This is a genomic window from Bradyrhizobium sp. SZCCHNS3016 (assembly GCF_032484535.1).
Taxonomy (GTDB): domain Bacteria; phylum Pseudomonadota; class Alphaproteobacteria; order Rhizobiales; family Xanthobacteraceae; genus Bradyrhizobium.
In genome coordinates this window covers 175,045-194,329 of record NZ_JAUETE010000011.1, presented here as the reverse complement: position 1 = coordinate 194,329, position 19,285 = coordinate 175,045, and the positions used below count along the sequence as shown (strand labels likewise).

Here is a 19,285-nt window from a genome sequence, read left to right as displayed (position 1 = left end):
TTTCGTTGCATGAAAGGCAGGGACGCTGCTCGTCGGGCAAATCAACGAACAGGAGGTCACGACCGAATTCGACCCCATCGCTCTGACCTGCGCGGCGCAGCAAGCCGGCGGCTGTCTGCGGTACAACGGCCATGGCGCTCAGGCGTTCGAGACGGCAGCTTGTGACCAGAGTGCACGTTGCAAACGCAAGCGTTACAGGTAAATCGCGCAACCTCGTTCTTCGAGCTCAGCGAACCAGTTCGGGCGTGAGATCGTCGTCACCCAGCGCAGGTCAAGCTTTTCGAGACGTGAAAGCTTGAGCAGCGCTTCCGGCAAGGCGGCGACAGGGTTCCCTCTCAAGTCGATCTGCCGCAGCTCCACCATTGAACCGATCTCTTCCGGCAAATGGGTCAAGCTATTGTTCCTGAGATGCAGCTCACGCAGCCGCGTCAACTTGGAAATGGTCGTCGGCAGAGTCGTCAGGCGATTGTCGGTTACGCGAAGTTCGAGAAGTCCTGACATCTCGGTAACCGCGTCGGGCAGTCTTTCGAATTCGTTTGCGCTGATGTTGAGGTAGCGCAACCGGGTAAGTCGCCCCAACGACGACGGAAGCTCTTTCAGCGCATTGTCGTGCAAGTACAGGAAGTCGCTCAGGCCGACGAGTTCGCCTAGCGCAGCCGGAACCTGCCGTAACAGGTTGTGGCCCAGGTCCAGCGTTCTCAGGGCGCGTAGCTCGCCGACCCTGTCCGAGATCTCCACTAGGCGATTGTCGGCCAGCACGAGCGATTGCAGATTCGTCCGATCCCAGACATGATCCGGCACGGCGCCGAGCGCCTGTTTCCACAAGGACAAGTGCAAGTCCGACGCGTTCCTCACAGCCAGATCATGCCTCGACTTCACCCGGAGACCAAGGGCGGTTCTGATCCATCTCGGGCATTTCGGTCCGCGGCGGAAGTTTACGCGATCGAGGTTCAACTGTAAGCAAGCCGACAGTGACACGACAACGCAGTTTCTGACCCGAAGGCGGCTGACCCGCCAGCCGGCGCGTAACTGGTGTTTACAAACTTGAACCGCAATTGCCGATGCAATTCTGGTGGGTTGGATTTCATGGGATCGATGCTTTGAGAACGGCAATTGCATTGCTGCTTGTTGCAGTTGCGCTGTCAGTGTCCGCACGGGCCGAGAACGACAAATTACGTCAAGTGATCTCAAACCTCAAAGCCTGCGTCCGCACGCATGCACCAACGGCCAAAGCCGCTGGGGTTAAGACAGCAGGCGACGCCGTCAACTTCTTCATCGAGACATGCGGCCCACCGCCCAGTTATCTTGGGCCAGCAAACGTGGGCACGATCCCTCCTGGTCTGCTTCGGGGCGTCGTTCGCGATGAGTGGAATGCCTTCATTCAAGATGCGCAGCCTCGCTAGGACGTACGACGCGCTCTCTCCTTGTCACTGCGAGCGCAGCGAAGCATTCCAAACTGTCTCTCCGAAGGATTCTGGATTGCGTCGCTGCGCTCGCAATGACGCGCGCAGACATCGTGCTTCCAGGCGAGCCGCTCGCCACCGATCGCCTCACGCAAATTGCGCGAGGCCGTGGCCGACCGACCAGTTCTCCTTGGCGGCGTCGAGGATGGTCATGAACAGGTCCTCCGGCCTGATGCCGGGGCTGTCCCCGAGCAGGTCGGCGATGCGTCGGAACAGCGCCTTCTTCTGCTCCGGGGTGCGGGTGTTGAAGACGGTGATCTGGATGTAGACGAGATCGTCGCTGCGGTTGATGCCGAAGGCGTTGCCATAGCGGAAGTTGGAAGGATCGTGCTCGGTGATGGTCATGAACTGATCGTCCTCCGGCACGTCGAGCGCCTCGCGCATCGCCCGGTAGAGGCTGTCGAAGATCGCCTGCCGGTAGGCCTCCGGCTTGCCCGCGCGCAGCGAGATGTGAAGCAGCGGCATCCCTAGTCCTTTCATCCGTGATGTCGGCTGAGAGGTTAGATGCGGCGGTGCGGTTCGGGTATGCTGGGGATCGAGATATCAGTCATAATGGCTGGAAATGACCGAACACCCGCTCGACCTGGACGAGGTCCAGGCCTTCGTCCGTATCGCCGAGCTCGGCAGCTTCACCCGTGCCGCCGAGGCGATGCAGACGACCCAGGCCGCGATCAGCCTGAAGCTGCGGCGGCTCGAGAACAGGCTGGGGTGCCGGCTGATCGAGCGCACGCCGCGTCATGTGCAGCTCTCGGAGCGGGGCAGGGTCTTCCTCGATCCTGCCCGTCAGCTGCTGGCAGCGCACGACCGCGCGCTCGCGGTGTTCGCCGGTGTGCGGCAGCGTCTGATCATCGGCATCAGCGACCATGTCGCCGGGCCGGAGCTGCCGGCGCTGATCGCGCGCATGAACGACCATGATCCGCATCTCGTGGTCGAGATCCGCATTGGATCGTCGGCCGACCTGCTGCAGAGCTACGACCGGCGCGAGCTCGAGGCGGTGATCGTCCGCCTGCATGCCGGACGCAGCGATGGCGACCTCGTGGCCGAGGAGAAGTTCGGCTGGTTCGCTGGCCCGGATTGGGAGCCGCGCGCGGGCGAGCCGTTGCCGGTCGCGACCATGGCCGAGCCGTGCGGCGTGCGCGCGATGGCCGCGCAGCATCTCGATGCGGCCGGCGTGTCCTGGGCCGAAATCTTCGTCGGCGGCGGCGTTGCGGCGGTCGTCGCGGCCGTCACGGCCGGGCTCGGCGTTGCCGCACTCGCGCCGCGCATGCTGCCATCGGGTGCGGTCGATGTCGGCGCAAGGCTCGGATTGCCGGAGCTGCCCCGGCTGCCGGTCGTGCTGCACACGCGGGTGAGGGATGGCCGGGCGCGCGCGGCGCTCGATGCCCTCGTGGCGGCCTTCCGAAGCGCGGTGCGGGCATGATGCATGCGGCGCGTGCAGCGGCCGCAGGTGATGGAGCTTGGAGCTGAGATCAACTCCGAACGCTATTTCGACGGCCGGATCGATGTCCTGCTCGCGGATGGATCGCGCGTGCCCGCGCGCAGATCTGATCGCTCTTGGAATTGGCTCCTCAGCCTTATTCCTCAATGCGGGATGTGACACTCGTGTCACAGTTACGGTTATACCGACTCCCAAATATAATATGACTATTCAAGGGCGCCCTGGTGCTTGCTAGGATTGCCATCCAATCTCAGGTTGACGAAATCGCTCCTCGAATGAGCGGCGGCCGGGATTGAGCCGTGGGGAAGCGCGTGCCGGGACGGAGGCTCTGGGCCGGACGCGACAGAACAACATCCAGAGCCTGGGGACGCTGCGAGGAGCAGGAAAAATGAGTGGGTTTGCGACGACCGCGCGCATGTGCGGCGTAGGGGTTGCTTTGTCTTGTTTGTTGGGGGGCGGTGGTGCGGTCGCGGCCGATCTGCCGATGAAGGCGCCGCCGATTCCCTATGCGGGTGTCGATGATTTCTGGACGCGGCCGTATCTGTTCGGCGATCTCGGCCGGACCAGGCTGAAGGAGCAGGGCATCTCGCTCGCGCTCACGCTCGGCGACGAAGCCGTCACCAATCTGTCGGGTGGCTCGCGCAACACCGCGGCCAATGCCGGGCAATTGTGGTTCGAGGCCAAGTTCGACATGGCCAAGCTCGCCGGCATCCAGGGCGGCATGATCGGCGTGACGCTGGTCGATCGCTTCGGCAAGAATCTCAACAGCGAGGCCGGCATTCCGGCGCTGCAACTGACCAACGAGGTGTTCGGCCGCGGCAACATCCTGCGCCTCACCGAGTTCTACTATCAGCAGAAGCTGTTCGACGACCGCCTCGTGCTCAAGGGCGGCCGGCTGCCGGTCGGCTCCGACTTCTTCTTCGGCCAGTGCGAGTTCATCAACCTGACCTTCTGCGGCGGCCAGCCGGGCAACATCCAGGGCGGCTACATCTACAACTGGCCGGTGAGCCAGTGGGCCGGCGTCGTGCACTACAACTTCACCAAGGAGTGGAAGCTGTCGGTCGGCGTCTACGATGCCAATCCGAACTACCTGACGACGTCGGACGCCGGCGTCTACCTCGCGCCGGGCATTCCGCGCTCCACTCCCGCCTCGGGCGTGCTGGTGCCGGTGGAAGTGGTGTGGGAGCCGAGCGGTCCGCTGAACGGCACCTGGCGCTTCGGCGGCTGGTATGACAGCGCGTCGACGATCGATGGCGGCTTGCCCGGCATCGTCGCCGTCGTCCCCGGTGGTCCCGGCGTGGGAGATCAGAATCTCAGCAGCCAGCGCGGCCGCTACGGCTTCTATGAATCGATCCTGCAGCGGCTGACGGTCGAGGGTCCCAAGGCGCAGGGCTGGTACACCTTCCTCAACACCAGCGTCGCTGATCACCGCACCTCGTATCAGGACTACCAGATCTCCTGGGGCGTCAAGCACACCGGCACCTTCTCGTTCCGTCCCGACGATGAGGTCGGCTTCGCGGTCGGCACGACGCATGTCAACTCGGCGGCGCTGACGCCGAATGCCGGCGGCAACGAGGTGCCGATCGAGGCCTGGTATGGCTGGCAGGCGACCGGCTGGATGAACCTGAAGTTCGACGCCCAGTATGTCATCAATCCGGGCGGACGCGGCTTCAACGCCGCCGGCGTGAAGACCGGCAATGCGGTGGTGCTCGGCCTGCGGACGGTCGTGCACTTCTGATCCTGCGATGTGAGCCGATGGGGCGGAGGTGCAGCATCCGCCCCATCTGCGCGAGGCGTCTCGGCTATCCGGCTCACCGATCCGATGCGGAGCTGGCGCATCCTGCCCATTCGGGTGGGCCGCGATGCGATGACGTCGATTGACTCTTTCGCATTGCGGCACGACATCTCCTGGGTCGCGCCGCCGACCTGCCAGGAGACCGCCATGACCGCAACAGACACCCATCCCGTTGCCGGCCGACGCCTGGGCGACGAGGTCGTGGACTGGCTCACCAACGGCACCCGCGACGAGCGCTTCATCGACAACATCTTCGGGCAGATGTGCAACCGGCTGCAGCGCGCCGGCATTCCGGTGAAGCGGGCCTCGCTGCACGTCCAGATCAATCATCCGCAGTGGCTCGGCGCGCGCATGCTGTGGAGCGACGGCATGCAGGGCGCCGACATTGCCCGCGTCGATTACGACGTCCGGGAGCGCTCCGAATATATCGGCAGTCCCGCCAGCGAGATCTACGACGGCGCCGTCGAGATCCGTGAGAACCTTGCGCGTGACCCCGAGCTCGGCCGTCGGCACGCGATCTATGACGAGATGCGGGCGCAGGGCCTGACCGACTATGTCGCCTGGCCGATGTATCACACGCTGGGCAAGCGCCACATCGTCACCTTCGCGACCGACCGGCGCGGCGGCTTCGACCAGGCGCACATCGATGCGCTGTTGCGGCTCGTGCCGGTGCTGGCGCTGGTCAGCGAGATCCGCGTCAAGAACCGCCTGGCGCGGACCCTGCTCGAAACCTATGTCGGGCCGCATGCCGGCGAGATGGTGCTGGCCGGCGCCACCCGGCGCGGCAGCGGCACCACGGTGCGCGCCGCCATCATGATCTGCGACCTCCGGGACTTCACCCGCATCTCCGATAACTGGCCGCGCGACGACGTCATCGATCTCCTCAACGGCTATTTCGATGCCATGGTGGAGCCGATCACGCAGCACGGCGGCGAGATCCTGAAGTTCATCGGCGACGGCCTGCTGGCGATCTTTCCGCTCACCGAGCCCGCTGCCTGCGCCAACCTGCTGCACGCCGTGAGCGGCGCCCGCAAGGCGATGACCGAGCTGAACGCGCGCAACGGCGAGACCGGCCGCGCGCCGCTGAACTACGGCATCGGTGTCCATGTCGGCGACGTCATGTACGGCAATATCGGCTCGCGCACCCGGCTGGATTTCACCGTCATCGGCCCCGCGGTCAACATGGCCTCGCGCATGGAGGCGCTGACCAAGCAGGTGGGCCGGCCGGTGCTGCTGTCGCGCGATTTCGCAGAGCTCGTCGAAGGCCCGTTCGCGCTGGAGCGCGTCGGCGAATTCCCGGTGCGCGGATTCAACGACCCGATCGAGCTGTTTTCGTTCGATGGGTAGGGCATTCAGTAGGGTGGGCAAAGGCGCAGCCGCGCTGTCTCCACGTTCGAGATCGTGGTGGCGCCGTGCCCATCATCCTGCTGATGAGTTCGTGGAAAGACGGCGGGCACGCAGCCGCCTGCTGCTTTGCCCACCCTACGCGGACTTCTCCGCCGTTCACGCCTCGTCCAGAAACGGCGCCACCACCTCGCGCGTCTCAGCGCTCGTCACCACCGGCACGATCTCGAACGTCATGCCGGAGTCGCGAGCATTGGAGAGAATCCATTGCTGCAGCAATCGGGCGTCGTCGCATTCCATCAATTGGAAGCAGCGGTCGAAATTGGGTTCGATCCAGCTGCCGAGATATTTCAGCCCGTCGGGAAACGTGATGCCGGGATCGCGGACGCGGCGATAGACCGGGATCGGATCGCGGTCCTTGAAACGTTCGATCACCATGAACAGCATGTGTCCCTTCCTTGTGCCTGCCGCGTCCGGCCGAGCGGTCAATCGAGATATGGCTCCCATGCTGCCGCACTCCGCCGATAGAGCGCTGATGAGATGGGGTGGTCGGCATTGCGCGCTCGCTCGATGAGCTGACGCAGTTCTTGCAGACCGGACGGATTCGCAGCGTCACAGAACGCGAGGATGTCGCGACATGGGACGGCTGCGATGAAGCCGTTTGGGGCGAGATCAGCCAGCCCTTCGTCCCAGAACGTATCGATCAGCAAGGCGGATGCCTCGAAATCGCCGCCGCACAGGACCGCGAAGCAGTTTCCGAAAGCTTCGATCCGGAGGGATCGCTGTTCGAACAGGGCCAACAGGTTCGCAACGCCCAGGCGGTGCAGCTCGGCTTGTGTAAGATCAGCGCGGGCCAGATGCCCGTTCTGAACGTATTGGTAGCGATCAGCCGCGTCGACGAGGTAGGCAGCCATCAGCCCGTTGTTCAGATCGGTCAGAACCGGTGAGTCCTCAAGAGAAAGCTCGATCTTCGCCGGATCCGATTCGTCCTTCGGAAGCGCGCGCTTCAGATGGGCGAGCGCCTGATTGCAAAACTCTCGATCCCGTTGAGTCATGTCGACCACCTTTCATCCGGGCAGCGTAAGCTCGGGCGAGACGCAGGGCAATCCGCGGCTGCGCGACGTGCGGCGGCTCGATCCGGCAACTGCCGGTTTGGTGATTGCCCGACGCGGCTCACCGCCGCCCGGCCATCATCCGGCCGATGCAGTTGTTGAACGACATCGTGTTGCCGCCGGCGCCGTTGCGGCCGTATTCCCAATGGCCGGTGGCGGGATTGCAGCGGCCGCCGATCTCGATCGCGCAGCGCTGGCTGATGCTGGTGCAGCGGCCGCCGCCGCTGACGCGCTTCGGCTCGGGCTCGGCGCGCGTCGCCACCGCCGGCTCCTTCCTGCGCGCCGACTCGTCCGGCTTCTTCGCGACCGGCTCGTCCTTGCGCCGCACGCAGTCGCCGTCGGCATCGCGCGCCTGACCGGCGGGGCAGGCGATCGCGACGCAGCTCTCGCCGTCGGCGCGCTGGCCCTTGGGGCAGAGCAGCGGGCAGACACGGGCCGTCTTCGCCTTGACGGCGTCGAGCGCGTCGAGGCTGGCGAGCTTGGTATCGAACCGGGTGCCGGCCTGCTTGTTGAAGCGCTCCAGCGCCCGGCGCGCGTTGAGGTCCCAGGTGCCGTCGCTGTCGGCGGTGCTGCAGCCGACGCGCCGCAGTTCGCTGGCAAGCTCGCGTGCCGGGTCCGGCGGCGCGACCTTGTCCGCGGGCGGCGGCAACGCCGCGACCATCGCGGGCTTGGCTGGCTCGGACGCCGCGGGCGGCTTGTCCGCACGTTGCCCTGACGCTTCGGGCGGGCTGCGCGTGACGTCGGTCGTGGCGGGCGCGGCGACGTTGGCTGCCGCCGGCGCGAGCTTGGCGCGCTGCGCCCTGGCGAGCGCGGCGTAGAATCCGCTTGGATACTTCTCGATGAAGGCATCGAACGCCGCCTCGCTGCCGATGCGCTCGGCGAGCTCGTAGTCGCGCCGCATCGCTGCGTCGGGATCGGCCGCCGCGCTCGGAGCTTGCACGGCCGGCACCAGCGCCACGTCGTTGCCGCCGAGCGATCCGTAGACATAGGGCTCCTGGCGATAGCCGGTCGCCTTCAGTACGTCGTCGCGGACGAAGCCGAACGCGCGGCGCAGATCGAGGCCGGGCTTTGGCAGATGCGCCACCAGCGCCGTTGCGAACGGGCTGTTGCTGGCGTCGCCATCGGCGGCGGTCGACCCGGCCTTGGCCGAGAATGCGATCATCGTGTTCGGGTTCGGCGGCTCGACCTTGGCGAGGCCGCGTCCGATGCTGCGCGAGGCGACGCTGCGCTTCATCGTCTTGGCGAACGGATTGTCGCGGCAGGCGTCGAGCACGACGAGGCGCAACTGCTTGGCCGGCTCGATCGCGAACAGCACGCGCTCCAGCGCGATCGCCTCGTCGAGAACGTCGCTGTCCGCCTCCAGCGCGGCATCGGTCGGGATCAGATAGTTGGTGCCGTCGAGCTCGATGCCGTGGCCGGCGTAGTAGATCACCGCGACGTCGGCCTCGCGCGCCCGCGCCCCGAACTCGCGCAAGGCCCGGCGCATCTCCTGCACGCCGAGATCGAGCCTGACGTCGACGCGCTCGAAACCGGCGTTGCGGAACATGTCGCCGACGAGCTTCGCATCGTTGGCCGGGTTCGATAGCCGGGCGACAGTCTTGTAGGCGGAGTTGCCGATGATCAGCGCGACGCGCTTGTCCGCCAGTGCGGCGGTGCTGCCTGAACTGATGAGAACGAGAACAAACAACAGGTAACGCAATGCGGTCATGACAGCCCCGGAGTCGCTCGTGCGTCAGACTATCCGGCAATATCGGCAAAGCAAGGTCGTCGGCCTTGAGCGATGACCGCTCGCACTACTGTCCCGAGGGCGTGCGCAGGCCGTGCCAGGCGTCGCGCACCTGATGGTAGTGCACCTCGGGCAGATAGTCCGGCGTATTCAGATTGAGGTTCTTGACGTCGAGCCGGCCGATCGCGCTGAGCAGCGTATAGGAGGCGATGACGCGGTCGCGCTGGGCGCCGATCAGCCGTGCCTTGGCCTGGATCAGATCGGCCTGCGAGTTGAGCACGTCGACCGTGGTGCGCTGGCCGCCCTGGGCCTCGCGCGAGACGCCTTGCAGCGCGACGGTGGCGGCCTTCACCTCGGCCTCGGAGGCGCTGACGGCGACCTTGGCGCCTTCATTGGCGACCCAGGCGCTGACCACCGCGGTGCGCGCCTGGTTGCGGACCTGGTCGAGCACGAGGCGGCTCTGCGCCGCGAGCTCCTTGCTCTGGCGGGTCTGCGACGCCGCCGTGCCGCCGTCATAGATCGGCGCGGTGACGCTGCCGACGATCGAGGCCTGGTCGGTGCCGAAGGTGCCCAGCGTCTGATCCGAATCGCGGCTGCGGCTGACACCGCCCTGCAAGGTCACGCTCGGCAGCAGCGCGCCCTCGGCGACCTTGATCGAGGTCGAGGCCGCGTCGACGTCGAAGCTCGCCGCAGCCACGGCCGGATTTTCCTTGTTGCCGAGCGCAACCGCGTCCTCGCGGCTGCGCGGCAGCAGGCGATCGATCGGGTCGGCCGCGCGGAGCTGGCCTGGCGCCATGCCGATGACCTGGGCATAGGTCGCCTGGCTGATGGCGAGGTTGACCTCGGCGGCGTTGAGATCGGACAGGCCGCGCGACAGCCGCGCCTCGGCCTGCGAGGCGTCGGTCGGCGTGACGTCGCCGGCATTGAGGCGGCGCTGCGTGACGGAGAGCGTCTCGCGCAGGAAGGCGACGTTGGAGCGTTGTGCCTCGACCAGCGACTGGTTGGCGAGCACGTTGGTGTAGGCGGTGACGGCGTCGAGCAGCACGCCCTGGCCGACATTGCGCAGCGCCTCGCGGCCGGACTGCACCTGCAGCTCCGCCATGCGCACGCTGTTGGCGGTGCGGAAGCCGTTGAACAGCGTCTGCGTGACGGTCACGCCGATGGTCCAGGGCTTCAGCGTCGCGGTCTGGATCGTGTTGTTGGGGAGCAGGTTGCGCACGGCCTGCAGGCCGGCACCGAGGCTCGCGATCAGTTGCGGGCGATAGCCGGCCAGCGCCTGCGGCACGTTCTCGTCGGTCGCGCGCTGGCGCGCGCGCTCGGCATTGAGCGCCGGGTTGGTCTGATAGGCTTTCGCGAGCGCGGCCGCGAGATCCTCGGCGCGCACGGGCGAGCAGACGACAAGGCTGGCCGCGAGGGTCAGGCCGAGGCCGATCCTTCGCGCACGCACCCCGCCGACGCCAAATTCCTTGGCTCGACCCACCATCCGACTCCGCCGCGTCCCACTGTCTTAACCAGTTGTTTACCTGTTTAGGGCGGATGGCGGCCACACACAAACCGCGGATGTGGAATCTGGCAGGCTTTTCCATGGTTTGTTGTGGCGTGCTCGCCACAGACCGTTTGTCGCAGTGCTGCGACATGGCCGCACGGATACGCGCTCGGTAGGCGGGTGAGGGGGCACCCGTGGACATCAGAGGCAGATCGATTCGTTCAGCTGCGAGTGACCCGCAGCAATCTCAACGGTTCTTGTTCACCGGCTTGCGCTTCTCGATGAAGGCAGCCATGCCCTCGGCGCGGTCCTCCAGCGCGAAGGTGGCGTGGAACAGGTTGCGCTCGACATTCATGCCTTCGGAGAGCGGGGTCTCGAAGGCGCGGTTGACGGCCTCCTTGGCCATCGCCGCCGCCGGGCGCGACATCGCTGCGATCTTCTCGGCCGCAGCCATCACCTCGTCCATCAGTTTGTCGGCCGGCACGATGCGGCTGACGAGGCCGGAGCGTTCGGCCTCGGCCGCATCCATCATGCGGCCGGTGAGGCAGAGGTCCATCGCCTTGGCCTTGCCGATCGCGCGCGTCAGGCGCTGGGTGCCGCCGATGCCCGGAATGGTGCCGAGCGTGATCTCGGGCTGGCCGAATTTCGCGGTGTCGGAGCAGATGATGAAGTCGCACATCATCGCAAGCTCGCAGCCGCCGCCGAGCGCGTAGCCCGACACGGCCGCGATGGTCGGCTTGCGGCAGCGCGCGACGCGGTCGCCGCCAATCGCGGTGAAGTCGCTCGAGAACATGTCGATGAAGCTCTTGGGCTGCATCTCCTTGATGTCGGCGCCGGCGGCGAACGCTTTCTCGCTGCCGGTGATCACGATGCAGCCGATGGCGTCGTCGGCCTCGAGGTCGTCCACGGCGGCGGCGATCTCGCGGAAGACGCCGAACGACAGCGCGTTGAGCATCTTCGGCCGGTTCAGGGTGATGACACCGACCGCGCCTTTGCCTTCGACGATGATGTGCTCGTAGACGCTCATGATGCCAACCCCGCAAATCAAAACAGCGGGCAATGTGCCCGCTGGATCGATGCGCATCAAGTAGGTGCGGCGCCGCGCGGCGCCTCAGATCATGAACATCCGCGCCGCCGAGCCCAGGGTGAGCAGGGTGCCGCAGGCGATGAAGATCTTGCCGATGATCGAGGCCTTGTCCCAGCCGGAGCTGTCGTCATTGCTGACCGTGACCATGTTCACGGTGACGTCCGAGGCCGCCGGCGCATCGCTCGGCGCGGCGTCGGCCGCTTGCGCCGCAGGTGCGGCCTGAGCCTGGGCTTCGGCCGGCAGCGGCGCCGGGAAGCCGTCCTGCTTCGCCGCCGGAGCGCTCTCGGACCCCACCGGCAAGAACGGACTGTAGCTCTGCTGTTCGGCCGCGCGCGCGAATCCAGTGCCAACGAGGCCCAGAACGAACGCGGCGGCAATGATCAATGCTGAACGTCCACTGGCTTGGATCGTCATCGTCGGCTTTCTCCCCATCCCGCCAGCCCAAGCCGGAGTGAGACCCCGACAGATGTCGAGAACGGGGCAGAAAATGGGTATCTTCCTGCCGCTCACGGCAAAAGCTGGGCGCCGCCGCACTTTGCGACGCTGCCCATCAAACCTGATCATGCACCTCGCGATTCGGTGCTATGGAGCGGTTCCAAGACTTGCCCGGTGGCGTGCTCTCGGTGTGGCGTAACTCGGATGGTTCCGAGGCCAATGTCTTCATCACGAATTAGTGATGAGGATGGAGCGAGAGTAACAAACTGAGTGTTTCGGGCGAATTGCTGGGGGTGGAGCGGAGTTGCGCGAGCGTGACGACGAGTGGACGGGCTGGATGCGCCAGGCCGTCGCCGGTGACGACGAGGCCTATCATCGCCTGCTGAGGGCGATCACGCCGGTGTTGCGCGCAGCATCACGGCGGGGGTTGGCGCGCGCCGGCCAGCCCCCCGACCAGGCCGAGGACATCGTGCAGGAAATTCTGTTGGCGGTTCACCTGAAGCGGCACACCTGGGACGTCGACGCGCCGTTCGCGCCCTGGCTGTTCGCGATCGCGCGCAACAAGCTGATCGACATGCTGCGCCGGCGCGGCCGGCGGGTGTTCGTCGACATCGACGATTTCTCGGAGACGCTGGCCGACGCGCCGCCGGCGCCCACCGTCTCGGCCAGCGAGGTCGAGGCGCAGCTGAAGACGTTGCCGCAGCGCCAGCGCGACGTGCTGCAGTCGATCGCGGTCGAGGCCGCCTCGATCAAGCAGACCGCGGAGAAGTTTTCGATGAGCGAGGGCGCGGTGCGGGTGGCGCTGCACCGGGCGCTCGCAAGCCTCACGGCCAAGCTACGGGATACCTGACCATGGACACCGATCAGCTCATCCGCACCCTCGCGGCCGACAATGCGCAACGCGCGCAGCCGGTCGGCATCGTGCTGGCGCTGGCCCTGATGGCGGCGACGCCGGTATCGACCGCGATGCTGCTCATCGGCCTCGGCGTCCGGCCGGACATCTGGCTCGCGGTGCGCAATCCGTTCTTCGACCTGAAGTTCGTCGTCACCACGGCGCTGGCGATCCCGGCGCTGATCATCGGCCTGCATCTGTCGCGCCCCGAAGCCTCGCTGCAGGGCTGGAGCTGGCTCCTGATCGCGCCGATCGTCGTCCTCATCGGCGGCATGGCGGCGGAGACGATGCTGCCGCAGCGCACGCCGATGATGGCGCGGCTGGTCGGCCACAATTCGATGGTGTGCATGAGCGCCATTCCCGTGCTGTCGCTGCCGCTGCTGGCCGCCGCGCTGTTCGCCCTGCGCCATGGCGCGCCGTCGCGTCCGGCGATGACGGGCGCGATCGCCGGCCTGGTCTCGGCGGGGATCGCGGCGACGCTCTATGCCGCGCATTGCACCGACGACTCGCCGCTGTTCGTGGCGACCTGGTACACGGTGGCCGCGCTGATCGTGGCCGGGCTCGGCGCGCTCATCGGCGCAAGGGTCCTGCGCTATTGAGGGGGCTGCGCGACGAGCGAGGTCGCGACTACGCCTGCATCGGCGCCGCGGCGTCCTGCACGCGGTGGAAGCGCAACACCTGCTGCGCGGTGGACCGCCGGAGCCGCTCATAGGTCGCCTTGCAGGCGTCGAGATCGGCCGGCGCGGTGGTGGCGAGCTCGTCGCGCATCAGGATGATCGATTTCACCGTTGGCCAGGACAGCCCTGCGACCTTGGCAAGGATCATCACGCCCTCGGCACGGCTTTCGATCATGATGCTTTCGGCGACCGCGACCGGCACGTTGGCCATGGCCGCGACGGCGGCATTGGCCTCGTCGAACTTGCGCTGCTCGGTGAACTGCACGACGAGACGGTCGTCGAGCCGGCCCTCGGCATGCAGCGAGCGCACCAGCGCGTGCGCGATCTCGGTCTGGCTGGTCAGCGCCACCGCGCTCGATCGCGCCCGCCGGCCCGCCATGCGCACCGCCGAGGAGACCTCCTGCGCGAGCTTCGGATTTGCCGCCTCGAGCCGCGTGCGGACCGTGGCAGACGCCTTGGCGACCAGCTTCAGATAGAGGTGGCGCGGCAGATTGGGCCGCATGGCGAGGCACGCGGCGAGGTTTTCGTCCAGCGCGGCGCGATCGACCAGCGTGTCGAGGCTGGTCCCCGAGAAGTCGGCGCCGGGATTGCTGACGGTGCTGTGAACGACCTCGTCGTTGCCGCGCCTGAGCAGGATGTCGGTGACGGCGTGGCTGAGCACGCGCCGGAGCGAGATCGCGAGCAGATGCGCCTGGCTCTTGGTCTCGGCTGTGCGGATCAGCGCGGCTTCATCGATCCGTTCCGACTTCGACAGCACGGGGCCTGCGACATCGATGGCGTCGTCATCCGCCAGCCGGTGCAGCGTCCGCGGCGGCGCCGACGCAAGCGGCGCAAGCCGGCGCGCGAGCAGCGCGCGGGCCGAGATCTCGATGTGGTCGATCAGGCATTCGAATACGTCGTCGAACAGCGCGACCTGGTCATCGGCGAAGTCCGTCGCGCCGTCGACGAACAGGTCCGTCACCTTGCGCAGGGTCTCGACCCGCCGCGCGACGGTGCCGTGCGCGAGCGTGTCCTCGAGCTCGTCGAGCAGGCTTTCGTTCGGGGCGGGTTTCGGGGTCATGCCGGGACGGCGCAGGCGCTGGTGACGCGATTGCGGCCCTGCGCCTTCGAGTCGTAGAGCGCATGATCGGCCCGGGTGAGCAGCGAATCGGCGGTCTCGTCGCCGCGCGGGGTGGCCACGCCGGCCGAGAACGTGACCTGCAGGCCGGTCGAAAACGCACTCCAGTCGAGGCCGGCGATGATCTGGCGCAATCGTTCGGCGAGCCGCGCGGCGGCGTCCGCCGGCGCGCCTGGCAGCACCAGCAGGAATTCCTCGCCGCCGTAGCGGCCGAAGCGGTCGCTGCCGCGAATGTTGGCGAAGATCGTGATGGCGAAGGTGCGCAGCACGTCGTCGCCGGTCGGATGACCATGCGTGTCGTTGATGCGCTTGAACCAGTCGAGATCGATCAGCACGACCGAGCAGGGCTGGCCGCCCTGCCGCGCCTGCGCCATCTCCTCGTCCAGCACATCCATGATCGAGCGCCGGTTCAGCGCGCCGGTGAGCTCGTCGATCTCGGCCAGCTCCTCGATGCGGCGATAGGCTTCCTTGAGCTTCTGTCCGCGCTGGTACAGCGTCTCGCGCAGTGCGCTGGAGAAGATGCCGAGGAACATGCAGCCGGCGATGGTGAGGAGGAAGACCAGGAGCGTCGCGAGCCGCTCGAGGCCGCTGTCGTGCGGCATGCCGAGCGGCTTGTCGGTGAGCAGGAACAATCCCGCCAGCCCGATCGCGAGGAACGTCCAGCAGATCGCGCTCTGGCGCGGCGTCGCGCGCAGCGAGGCGAAGGCGACGACGATGTACAGCGTGCACAGGAACAGGATGCTGACTTCGGGCGCGATGTAGCAGAACGCGACCGTGATCATCATGCTGGCGAGCGATTGCGGCACCACGAGGTAGTGGTCGCGGAAACGGTCGTTGAAACCGCTCTCCGACAAAGCGGTCCACAACGCGACGGTGAGAACGCCGATCGCTGCATAGGCTGGCGCGATCGTGACCGGGACGGTTCCCGCCTGGGCGTAGATCAGCAGGATGACGGCGTCGATCAGGTAGCATCCGGCGACCAGCGCCAGCATCTGCCGGCGCCGCCCGGCACGACGCGCGCGCAGGTCGCTGGACGGAGACGGCTGCGCGTCCCCGGCCTCAGCGACATTCGGACTGGGAAAAGGCGGTGCCGTCGTGCCCATGTGCTCGCGATTCTTCGTCGTTGGCTCAAAATCTACGTGGGAAAGCATTTAACTTTGGTATCTATGGACATGGACGAAGAGGCCGCCGGCGTCGTGCTGCGACGGGGAATCTACGGCTTTCAGGACGCGCAGTTGGCGGGAACGGGCGGAACATGGTAGGCGGGAACCCGCTGGTCGCGATCGACCTGCGCGCTGCAGCGAAATCTGCAAGTCTGTGCGCCAACTCACATTTCGGGACGTATCTTTCCGGTATTTTGAAGATTTTTGCGGTTGTATTCGAACCGCGACGTCAATCCTCCAGACCAATCTTGCGAGACGGCCATTGAGCGTGACAGCAGCGGCGTCAGATGAAACCCTGATTGCCCGGATCGCTCAAGGCGACCGGCTCGCCATGCAGGTGCTGTACGGACGGCACCATGTCAGGGTGTACCGTTTCGGGCTCCGGCTCGTGCGGGACGAGCAGGTCGCGGAAGACCTCATCAGCGAGGTCTTTCTCGACGTGTGGCGTCAGGCCGGCAAGTTCGAAGGCCGTTCTGCCGTCTCCACCTGGCTCCTGGCGATCACGCGGTTCAAGGCCCTGTCGGCACTTCGGCGCCGGAAGGACGTTGAGCTGGAAGACGAGGCCGCGAACGCGATCGAGGATACGTCCGACGATCCGGAGGTCGCGGTCCAGAAGAAGAATACCGGCGAAGCATTGCGCAAGTGCCTGACGGCGCTTTCGCCTGATCACCGGGAGATCGTCGATCTCGTCTACTACCACGAGAAGTCCGTGGAGGAGGTGGCCGAGATCGTCGGAATTCCGGAAAACACCGTCAAGACGCGCCTGTTCTATGCGCGCAAGAAATTGGCCGAACTCCTGAAAGCGGCCGGCATTGAAAGAGGCTGGCCATGATGGCTTTGAGCAAGATGCTGGAGCAAGAGCCCGGAGAGATCGAACTCCTGCTGCCGTGGTACGCCGCGGGCACGCTGAGCGCGCGCGACATGCGCCGGGTCGAGGAGGTGCTTGCCCACGATGCCGATCTCGCCAGGCAGTATGCGGAGATCCAGAAGGAATATGCCGAGACCATCGCGCTGAACGAAAGCCTCGGCGCGCCCTCGATGCGCGCGATGCAGAAGCTGTTCGCGGCGATCGAGGCAGATCCGATGCAGAAGCCTGCCGCGCCGCGCGGCTTCAGCGCGCGGCTGATGGATTTCTTCGACAGCCTGTCGCCGCGGACCTTGGCGTGGACCGTCAGCCTCGGCGCGCTTCTGGTGCTGGCGCAGGCCGGCGTGATCGGCGCCGTGCTGATGCGCTCCCAGACCGCGACCTATCAGACCGCCTCGGTCGAGGACAAGAACGCAGCTCCCGAGCCCGCGAGCAAACCGATGGCCGCGCCACCGCCGCCGAGCGCTGCTGCGCCGGCCCCGGCGGAGCGGACGCCCGAGAGCATGACGCGTTCGCGGATGGCAGAAGCACCGGCCCCGGCCGCTCCGCTGATCCGCGGCCTTGGACCGCAGGTCGCCGGATCGACCGCGCCCGCCTATGCGCTGGTGCGGTTCGCGCCGGATGCGCGCATGGCCGACATCTCCGCGTTGCTCGACAGCTACCAGGCGTCGATCGTCGAGGGCGCCAGAGGCGGCCTGTTCAAGCTGCAACTCGGCGATCGGCCGCTGTCGAAGGCCGAGGCCGACAGCCTGATCGGCCGTCTGGCGCGCGAGAAGATCGTCAGCCTCGCGGTGGCCGCGCAATAGGCCCGCGCCGTCCGAACGTCATTCGGAGGCTCCATGTCGTCCACTTCGCCGCTACAGTTCGCCAGATCGGTCGCGATACTGATTGTCGTCGCAATGCCTGCTTTCGCGGGTGGCGACCTCAGTGCCCATGCCCAGGCGATGATGCGTTCGCCCAACATCAACATCCCGAGCCGGGTGCCGAGCATCAACCCGGGCACCGCGATGCGTGTGCCGCCGCCGACCGGGATGGCCTTGCGCCCGACCTTTCCCAATGCGCGATTTGGACCGAACCTGCAGGCGTCCTGCAACCCGGCGGATCGCAGCGTGTCGGGTGAATGTCTCGACCGCCGGTCGGTGACGGAGGACGGGCAGGGCCAGCAAGCCCAAGGAAGATTGGACAAAGGCAGGTCCGCCAAGGTGACGCAACCGCGCGAGCCCAAGGCTGCGGCCGCTGGCGATCCGCGGACCGTCGCCAACGAGATCGTCGCCGAGATCGATGACGGTCTCTCGGCCGATCAGGCCGACGCGTTGGCGCGCCGCCATGGCCTGCAGCGTATCAGCTCGCAGCGCTTTCCGCTGATCGGCGCCACCATCGGTCTGTTCAGGATCACCGATCGCCGCTCGGTGCAGGCGGTCAGCCGTGCGCTCGCGGCAGATGCCAGGGTGCGTTCGGTGCAGCCGAACTACCGCTATACGCTGCAGCAGCAGAGTGCGCCGCCTGTCGAGGGCGATCCGGCGCAATACGCGCTGGCGAAGCTGCGGCTGCCCGAAGCGCACAGGCTGGCCCAGGGCTCCAATGTCACCATCGCAGTGATCGATTCCGGGATCGATCTCAAGCACCCGGAATTCGCCGACGCGTCGTTCGACGCATTCGACGCGCTCGGCGGTGACGAGGGGCCGCATGCGCACGGCACCGGCATCGCTGGCGTGATCGTGTCGCACAAGCGGTTGATGGGCAGCGCGCCCTATGCACGCATCATCGCTGTCCGCGCCTTCGGCATGGCCAAGAAAGGCGGCGGGCCGGAGAGCAGCTCCTATGTGATCCTGAAGGCGCTGGACTACGCGGCCCTGCATGGTGCGCAGATCGTCAACATGAGCTTCGCCGGCCCGAAGGATGCGGTGATCGAGCGCGCGATTGCGGCGGTCGCTTCCAAGGGCGTCGTGATGGTCGCTGCGGCCGGCAATGCCGGGGCCAAGTCGCCGCCGCTCTATCCTGCGGGCAATCCGAACGTCATCGCCGTCAGTGCGACCGATGACAGGGATCAGTTGCTGCCGGCGTCGAACCGCGGCAATTACATTGCGCTGGCCGCGCCCGGCGCCGAGATCTTCCTGCCGGCGCCGGACGGAAAATATCAGATCATCTCGGGCACCTCGTTTTCCGCGGCCTATGTCAGCGGGCTTGCGGCGCTGGTGCTGGAGCGCAATCCCGCGTTGAAGCCGGAAACGGTGCGGATCGTGCTGACCGGGACCGCGCGCGATCTCGGGACCCCCGGACGCGACGATCTGTTCGGGGCAGGGGGGGCGGATGCGTTGGCGGCGGTCCAGGCCGTGGTCTCGCCGCAGGATGCGCCCGCTGCTGCTGTGCCTTCCGCGGGGCTGCAAACGGAGCCCGCGGCGGCCCGCGAGTTGCGCCCGGCGCCGGCCGCGGTGACCGAGGCATCTCCAGCCGGCGACGCGCTTCGGCCGGCGCAGCAATGACGCCAACGTTTTCGTGAACGTTCCGAAATTCTCCCGCTCGCTTTGAACGTGCAGCGGGGCGGTCACGACAGAAAGCATGTGGGAGCGGTGATCCCCTCCCCAAGGCTATATACGGCGCGAGCGCCCATCCACCCCAAGCGCCCATATGGCTCGACCCGTCCGGTTGTCCCCCCGGACGGGTCTTCCATTTCTGGGCCAGGTC

18 protein-coding genes are annotated in these 19,285 nt (G+C 66.5%); 8 read left to right on the top strand and 10 right to left on the bottom strand.

Translation table 11 applies throughout. The annotated features are described in order from the left end of the window. Nucleotides 1-192 precede the first annotated feature (192 nt). Together QW881_RS21610 and QW881_RS21605 are read right to left on the bottom strand one after the other, a co-directional pair. Nucleotides 193-831, bottom strand: coding sequence for a leucine-rich repeat domain-containing protein (locus QW881_RS21610; protein WP_315756524.1), 639 nt, complete (start codon nt 829-831; stop codon nt 193-195). 719 nt (nt 832-1,550) lie between these two features. Continuing rightward, on the bottom strand, nt 1,551-1,928 hold the full coding sequence (locus tag QW881_RS21605) for a tautomerase family protein (RefSeq protein ID WP_315756523.1): 378 nt from the start codon (nt 1,926-1,928) through the stop codon (nt 1,551-1,553). Between the two features lie 97 nt (nt 1,929-2,025). Between QW881_RS21605 and QW881_RS21600 the strand changes: the two genes are divergently transcribed. From QW881_RS21600 to QW881_RS21590, 3 genes are all read left to right on the top strand, one after another. Then, nucleotides 2,026-2,883 (top strand): LysR family transcriptional regulator, encoded by an 858-nt coding sequence (locus QW881_RS21600; protein WP_315716073.1) that lies wholly within the window; start codon nt 2,026-2,028, stop codon nt 2,881-2,883. A 406-nt stretch (nt 2,884-3,289) separates the two neighbouring features. Beyond that, nucleotides 3,290-4,639 (top strand): carbohydrate porin, encoded by a 1,350-nt coding sequence (locus QW881_RS21595; RefSeq protein ID WP_315739900.1) that lies wholly within the window; start codon nt 3,290-3,292, stop codon nt 4,637-4,639. A gap of 204 nt (nt 4,640-4,843) precedes the next feature. Then, a complete protein-coding gene (locus QW881_RS21590; RefSeq protein WP_315756522.1) occupies nt 4,844-6,043 on the top strand; it encodes an adenylate/guanylate cyclase domain-containing protein in 1,200 nt (399 codons plus the stop codon). Between the two features lie 156 nt (nt 6,044-6,199). Here QW881_RS21590 and QW881_RS21585 read toward each other — a convergent pair whose 3' ends face one another. The 6 genes from QW881_RS21585 to QW881_RS21560 form a co-directional block, all read right to left on the bottom strand. After that, nucleotides 6,200-6,487 (bottom strand): DUF3303 domain-containing protein, encoded by a 288-nt coding sequence (locus tag QW881_RS21585; protein ID WP_315739898.1) that lies wholly within the window; start codon nt 6,485-6,487, stop codon nt 6,200-6,202. A 38-nt stretch (nt 6,488-6,525) separates the two neighbouring features. Beyond that, nucleotides 6,526-7,104 carry a hypothetical protein gene (locus tag QW881_RS21580; RefSeq protein ID WP_409998989.1) on the bottom strand — a complete coding sequence of 193 codons (579 nt, stop codon included), beginning with the start codon at nt 7,102-7,104 and terminating at the stop codon, nt 6,526-6,528. 109 nt (nt 7,105-7,213) lie between these two features. Continuing rightward, a complete protein-coding gene (locus tag QW881_RS21575; protein WP_315756521.1) occupies nt 7,214-8,860 on the bottom strand; it encodes a caspase family protein in 1,647 nt (548 codons plus the stop codon). Nucleotides 8,861-8,945: 85 nt separating this feature from the next. Further along, entirely contained in the window at nt 8,946-10,361 is a 1,416-nt protein-coding gene (locus tag QW881_RS21570; protein WP_315756520.1) for a TolC family outer membrane protein, read from the bottom strand. Between the two features lie 250 nt (nt 10,362-10,611). Further along, nucleotides 10,612-11,391 carry an enoyl-CoA hydratase gene (locus QW881_RS21565; protein WP_315756519.1) on the bottom strand — a complete coding sequence of 260 codons (780 nt, stop codon included), beginning with the start codon at nt 11,389-11,391 and terminating at the stop codon, nt 10,612-10,614. An 84-nt stretch (nt 11,392-11,475) separates the two neighbouring features. Further along, entirely contained in the window at nt 11,476-11,865 is a 390-nt protein-coding gene (locus QW881_RS21560; protein ID WP_315756518.1) for a hypothetical protein, read from the bottom strand. Between the two features lie 325 nt (nt 11,866-12,190). Between QW881_RS21560 and QW881_RS21555 the strand changes: the two genes are divergently transcribed. Then, the gene (locus tag QW881_RS21555) at nt 12,191-12,736 is read left to right on the top strand and encodes a sigma-70 family RNA polymerase sigma factor (protein ID WP_315756517.1); all 546 of its coding nucleotides are present in this window, start codon (nt 12,191-12,193) and stop codon (nt 12,734-12,736) included. Nucleotides 12,737-12,738: 2 nt separating this feature from the next. Further along, nucleotides 12,739-13,377 carry a DUF1109 domain-containing protein gene (locus QW881_RS21550; protein ID WP_315756516.1) on the top strand — a complete coding sequence of 213 codons (639 nt, stop codon included), beginning with the start codon at nt 12,739-12,741 and terminating at the stop codon, nt 13,375-13,377. A gap of 28 nt (nt 13,378-13,405) precedes the next feature. Here the strand turns inward: QW881_RS21550 and QW881_RS21545 are convergent, their stop codons facing one another. Beyond that, complete coding sequence (locus QW881_RS21545; protein ID WP_315756515.1) at nt 13,406-14,515, bottom strand: DUF2336 domain-containing protein; 1,110 nt, start codon at nt 14,513-14,515, stop codon at nt 13,406-13,408. Further along, a complete protein-coding gene (locus QW881_RS21540; protein WP_315756514.1) occupies nt 14,512-15,675 on the bottom strand; it encodes a GGDEF domain-containing protein in 1,164 nt (387 codons plus the stop codon). Before QW881_RS21540 ends, QW881_RS21545 begins: the two co-directional genes overlap by 4 nt. Before the next feature lie 322 nt (nt 15,676-15,997). Between QW881_RS21540 and QW881_RS21535 the strand changes: the two genes are divergently transcribed. From QW881_RS21535 to QW881_RS21525, 3 genes are read left to right on the top strand one after another with little or no spacing between them, the layout of a single operon-like run. Next, complete coding sequence (locus tag QW881_RS21535; protein ID WP_008961196.1) at nt 15,998-16,567, top strand: sigma-70 family RNA polymerase sigma factor; 570 nt, start codon at nt 15,998-16,000, stop codon at nt 16,565-16,567. Beyond that, entirely contained in the window at nt 16,564-17,406 is an 843-nt protein-coding gene (locus tag QW881_RS21530) for a hypothetical protein (RefSeq protein ID WP_315756513.1), read from the top strand. The genes QW881_RS21535 and QW881_RS21530 overlap by 4 nt, the downstream gene beginning before the upstream one ends. A 33-nt stretch (nt 17,407-17,439) precedes the next feature. Beyond that, complete coding sequence (locus QW881_RS21525; RefSeq protein WP_316172820.1) at nt 17,440-19,083, top strand: S8 family serine peptidase; 1,644 nt, start codon at nt 17,440-17,442, stop codon at nt 19,081-19,083. Nucleotides 19,084-19,285 lie beyond the last annotated feature (202 nt).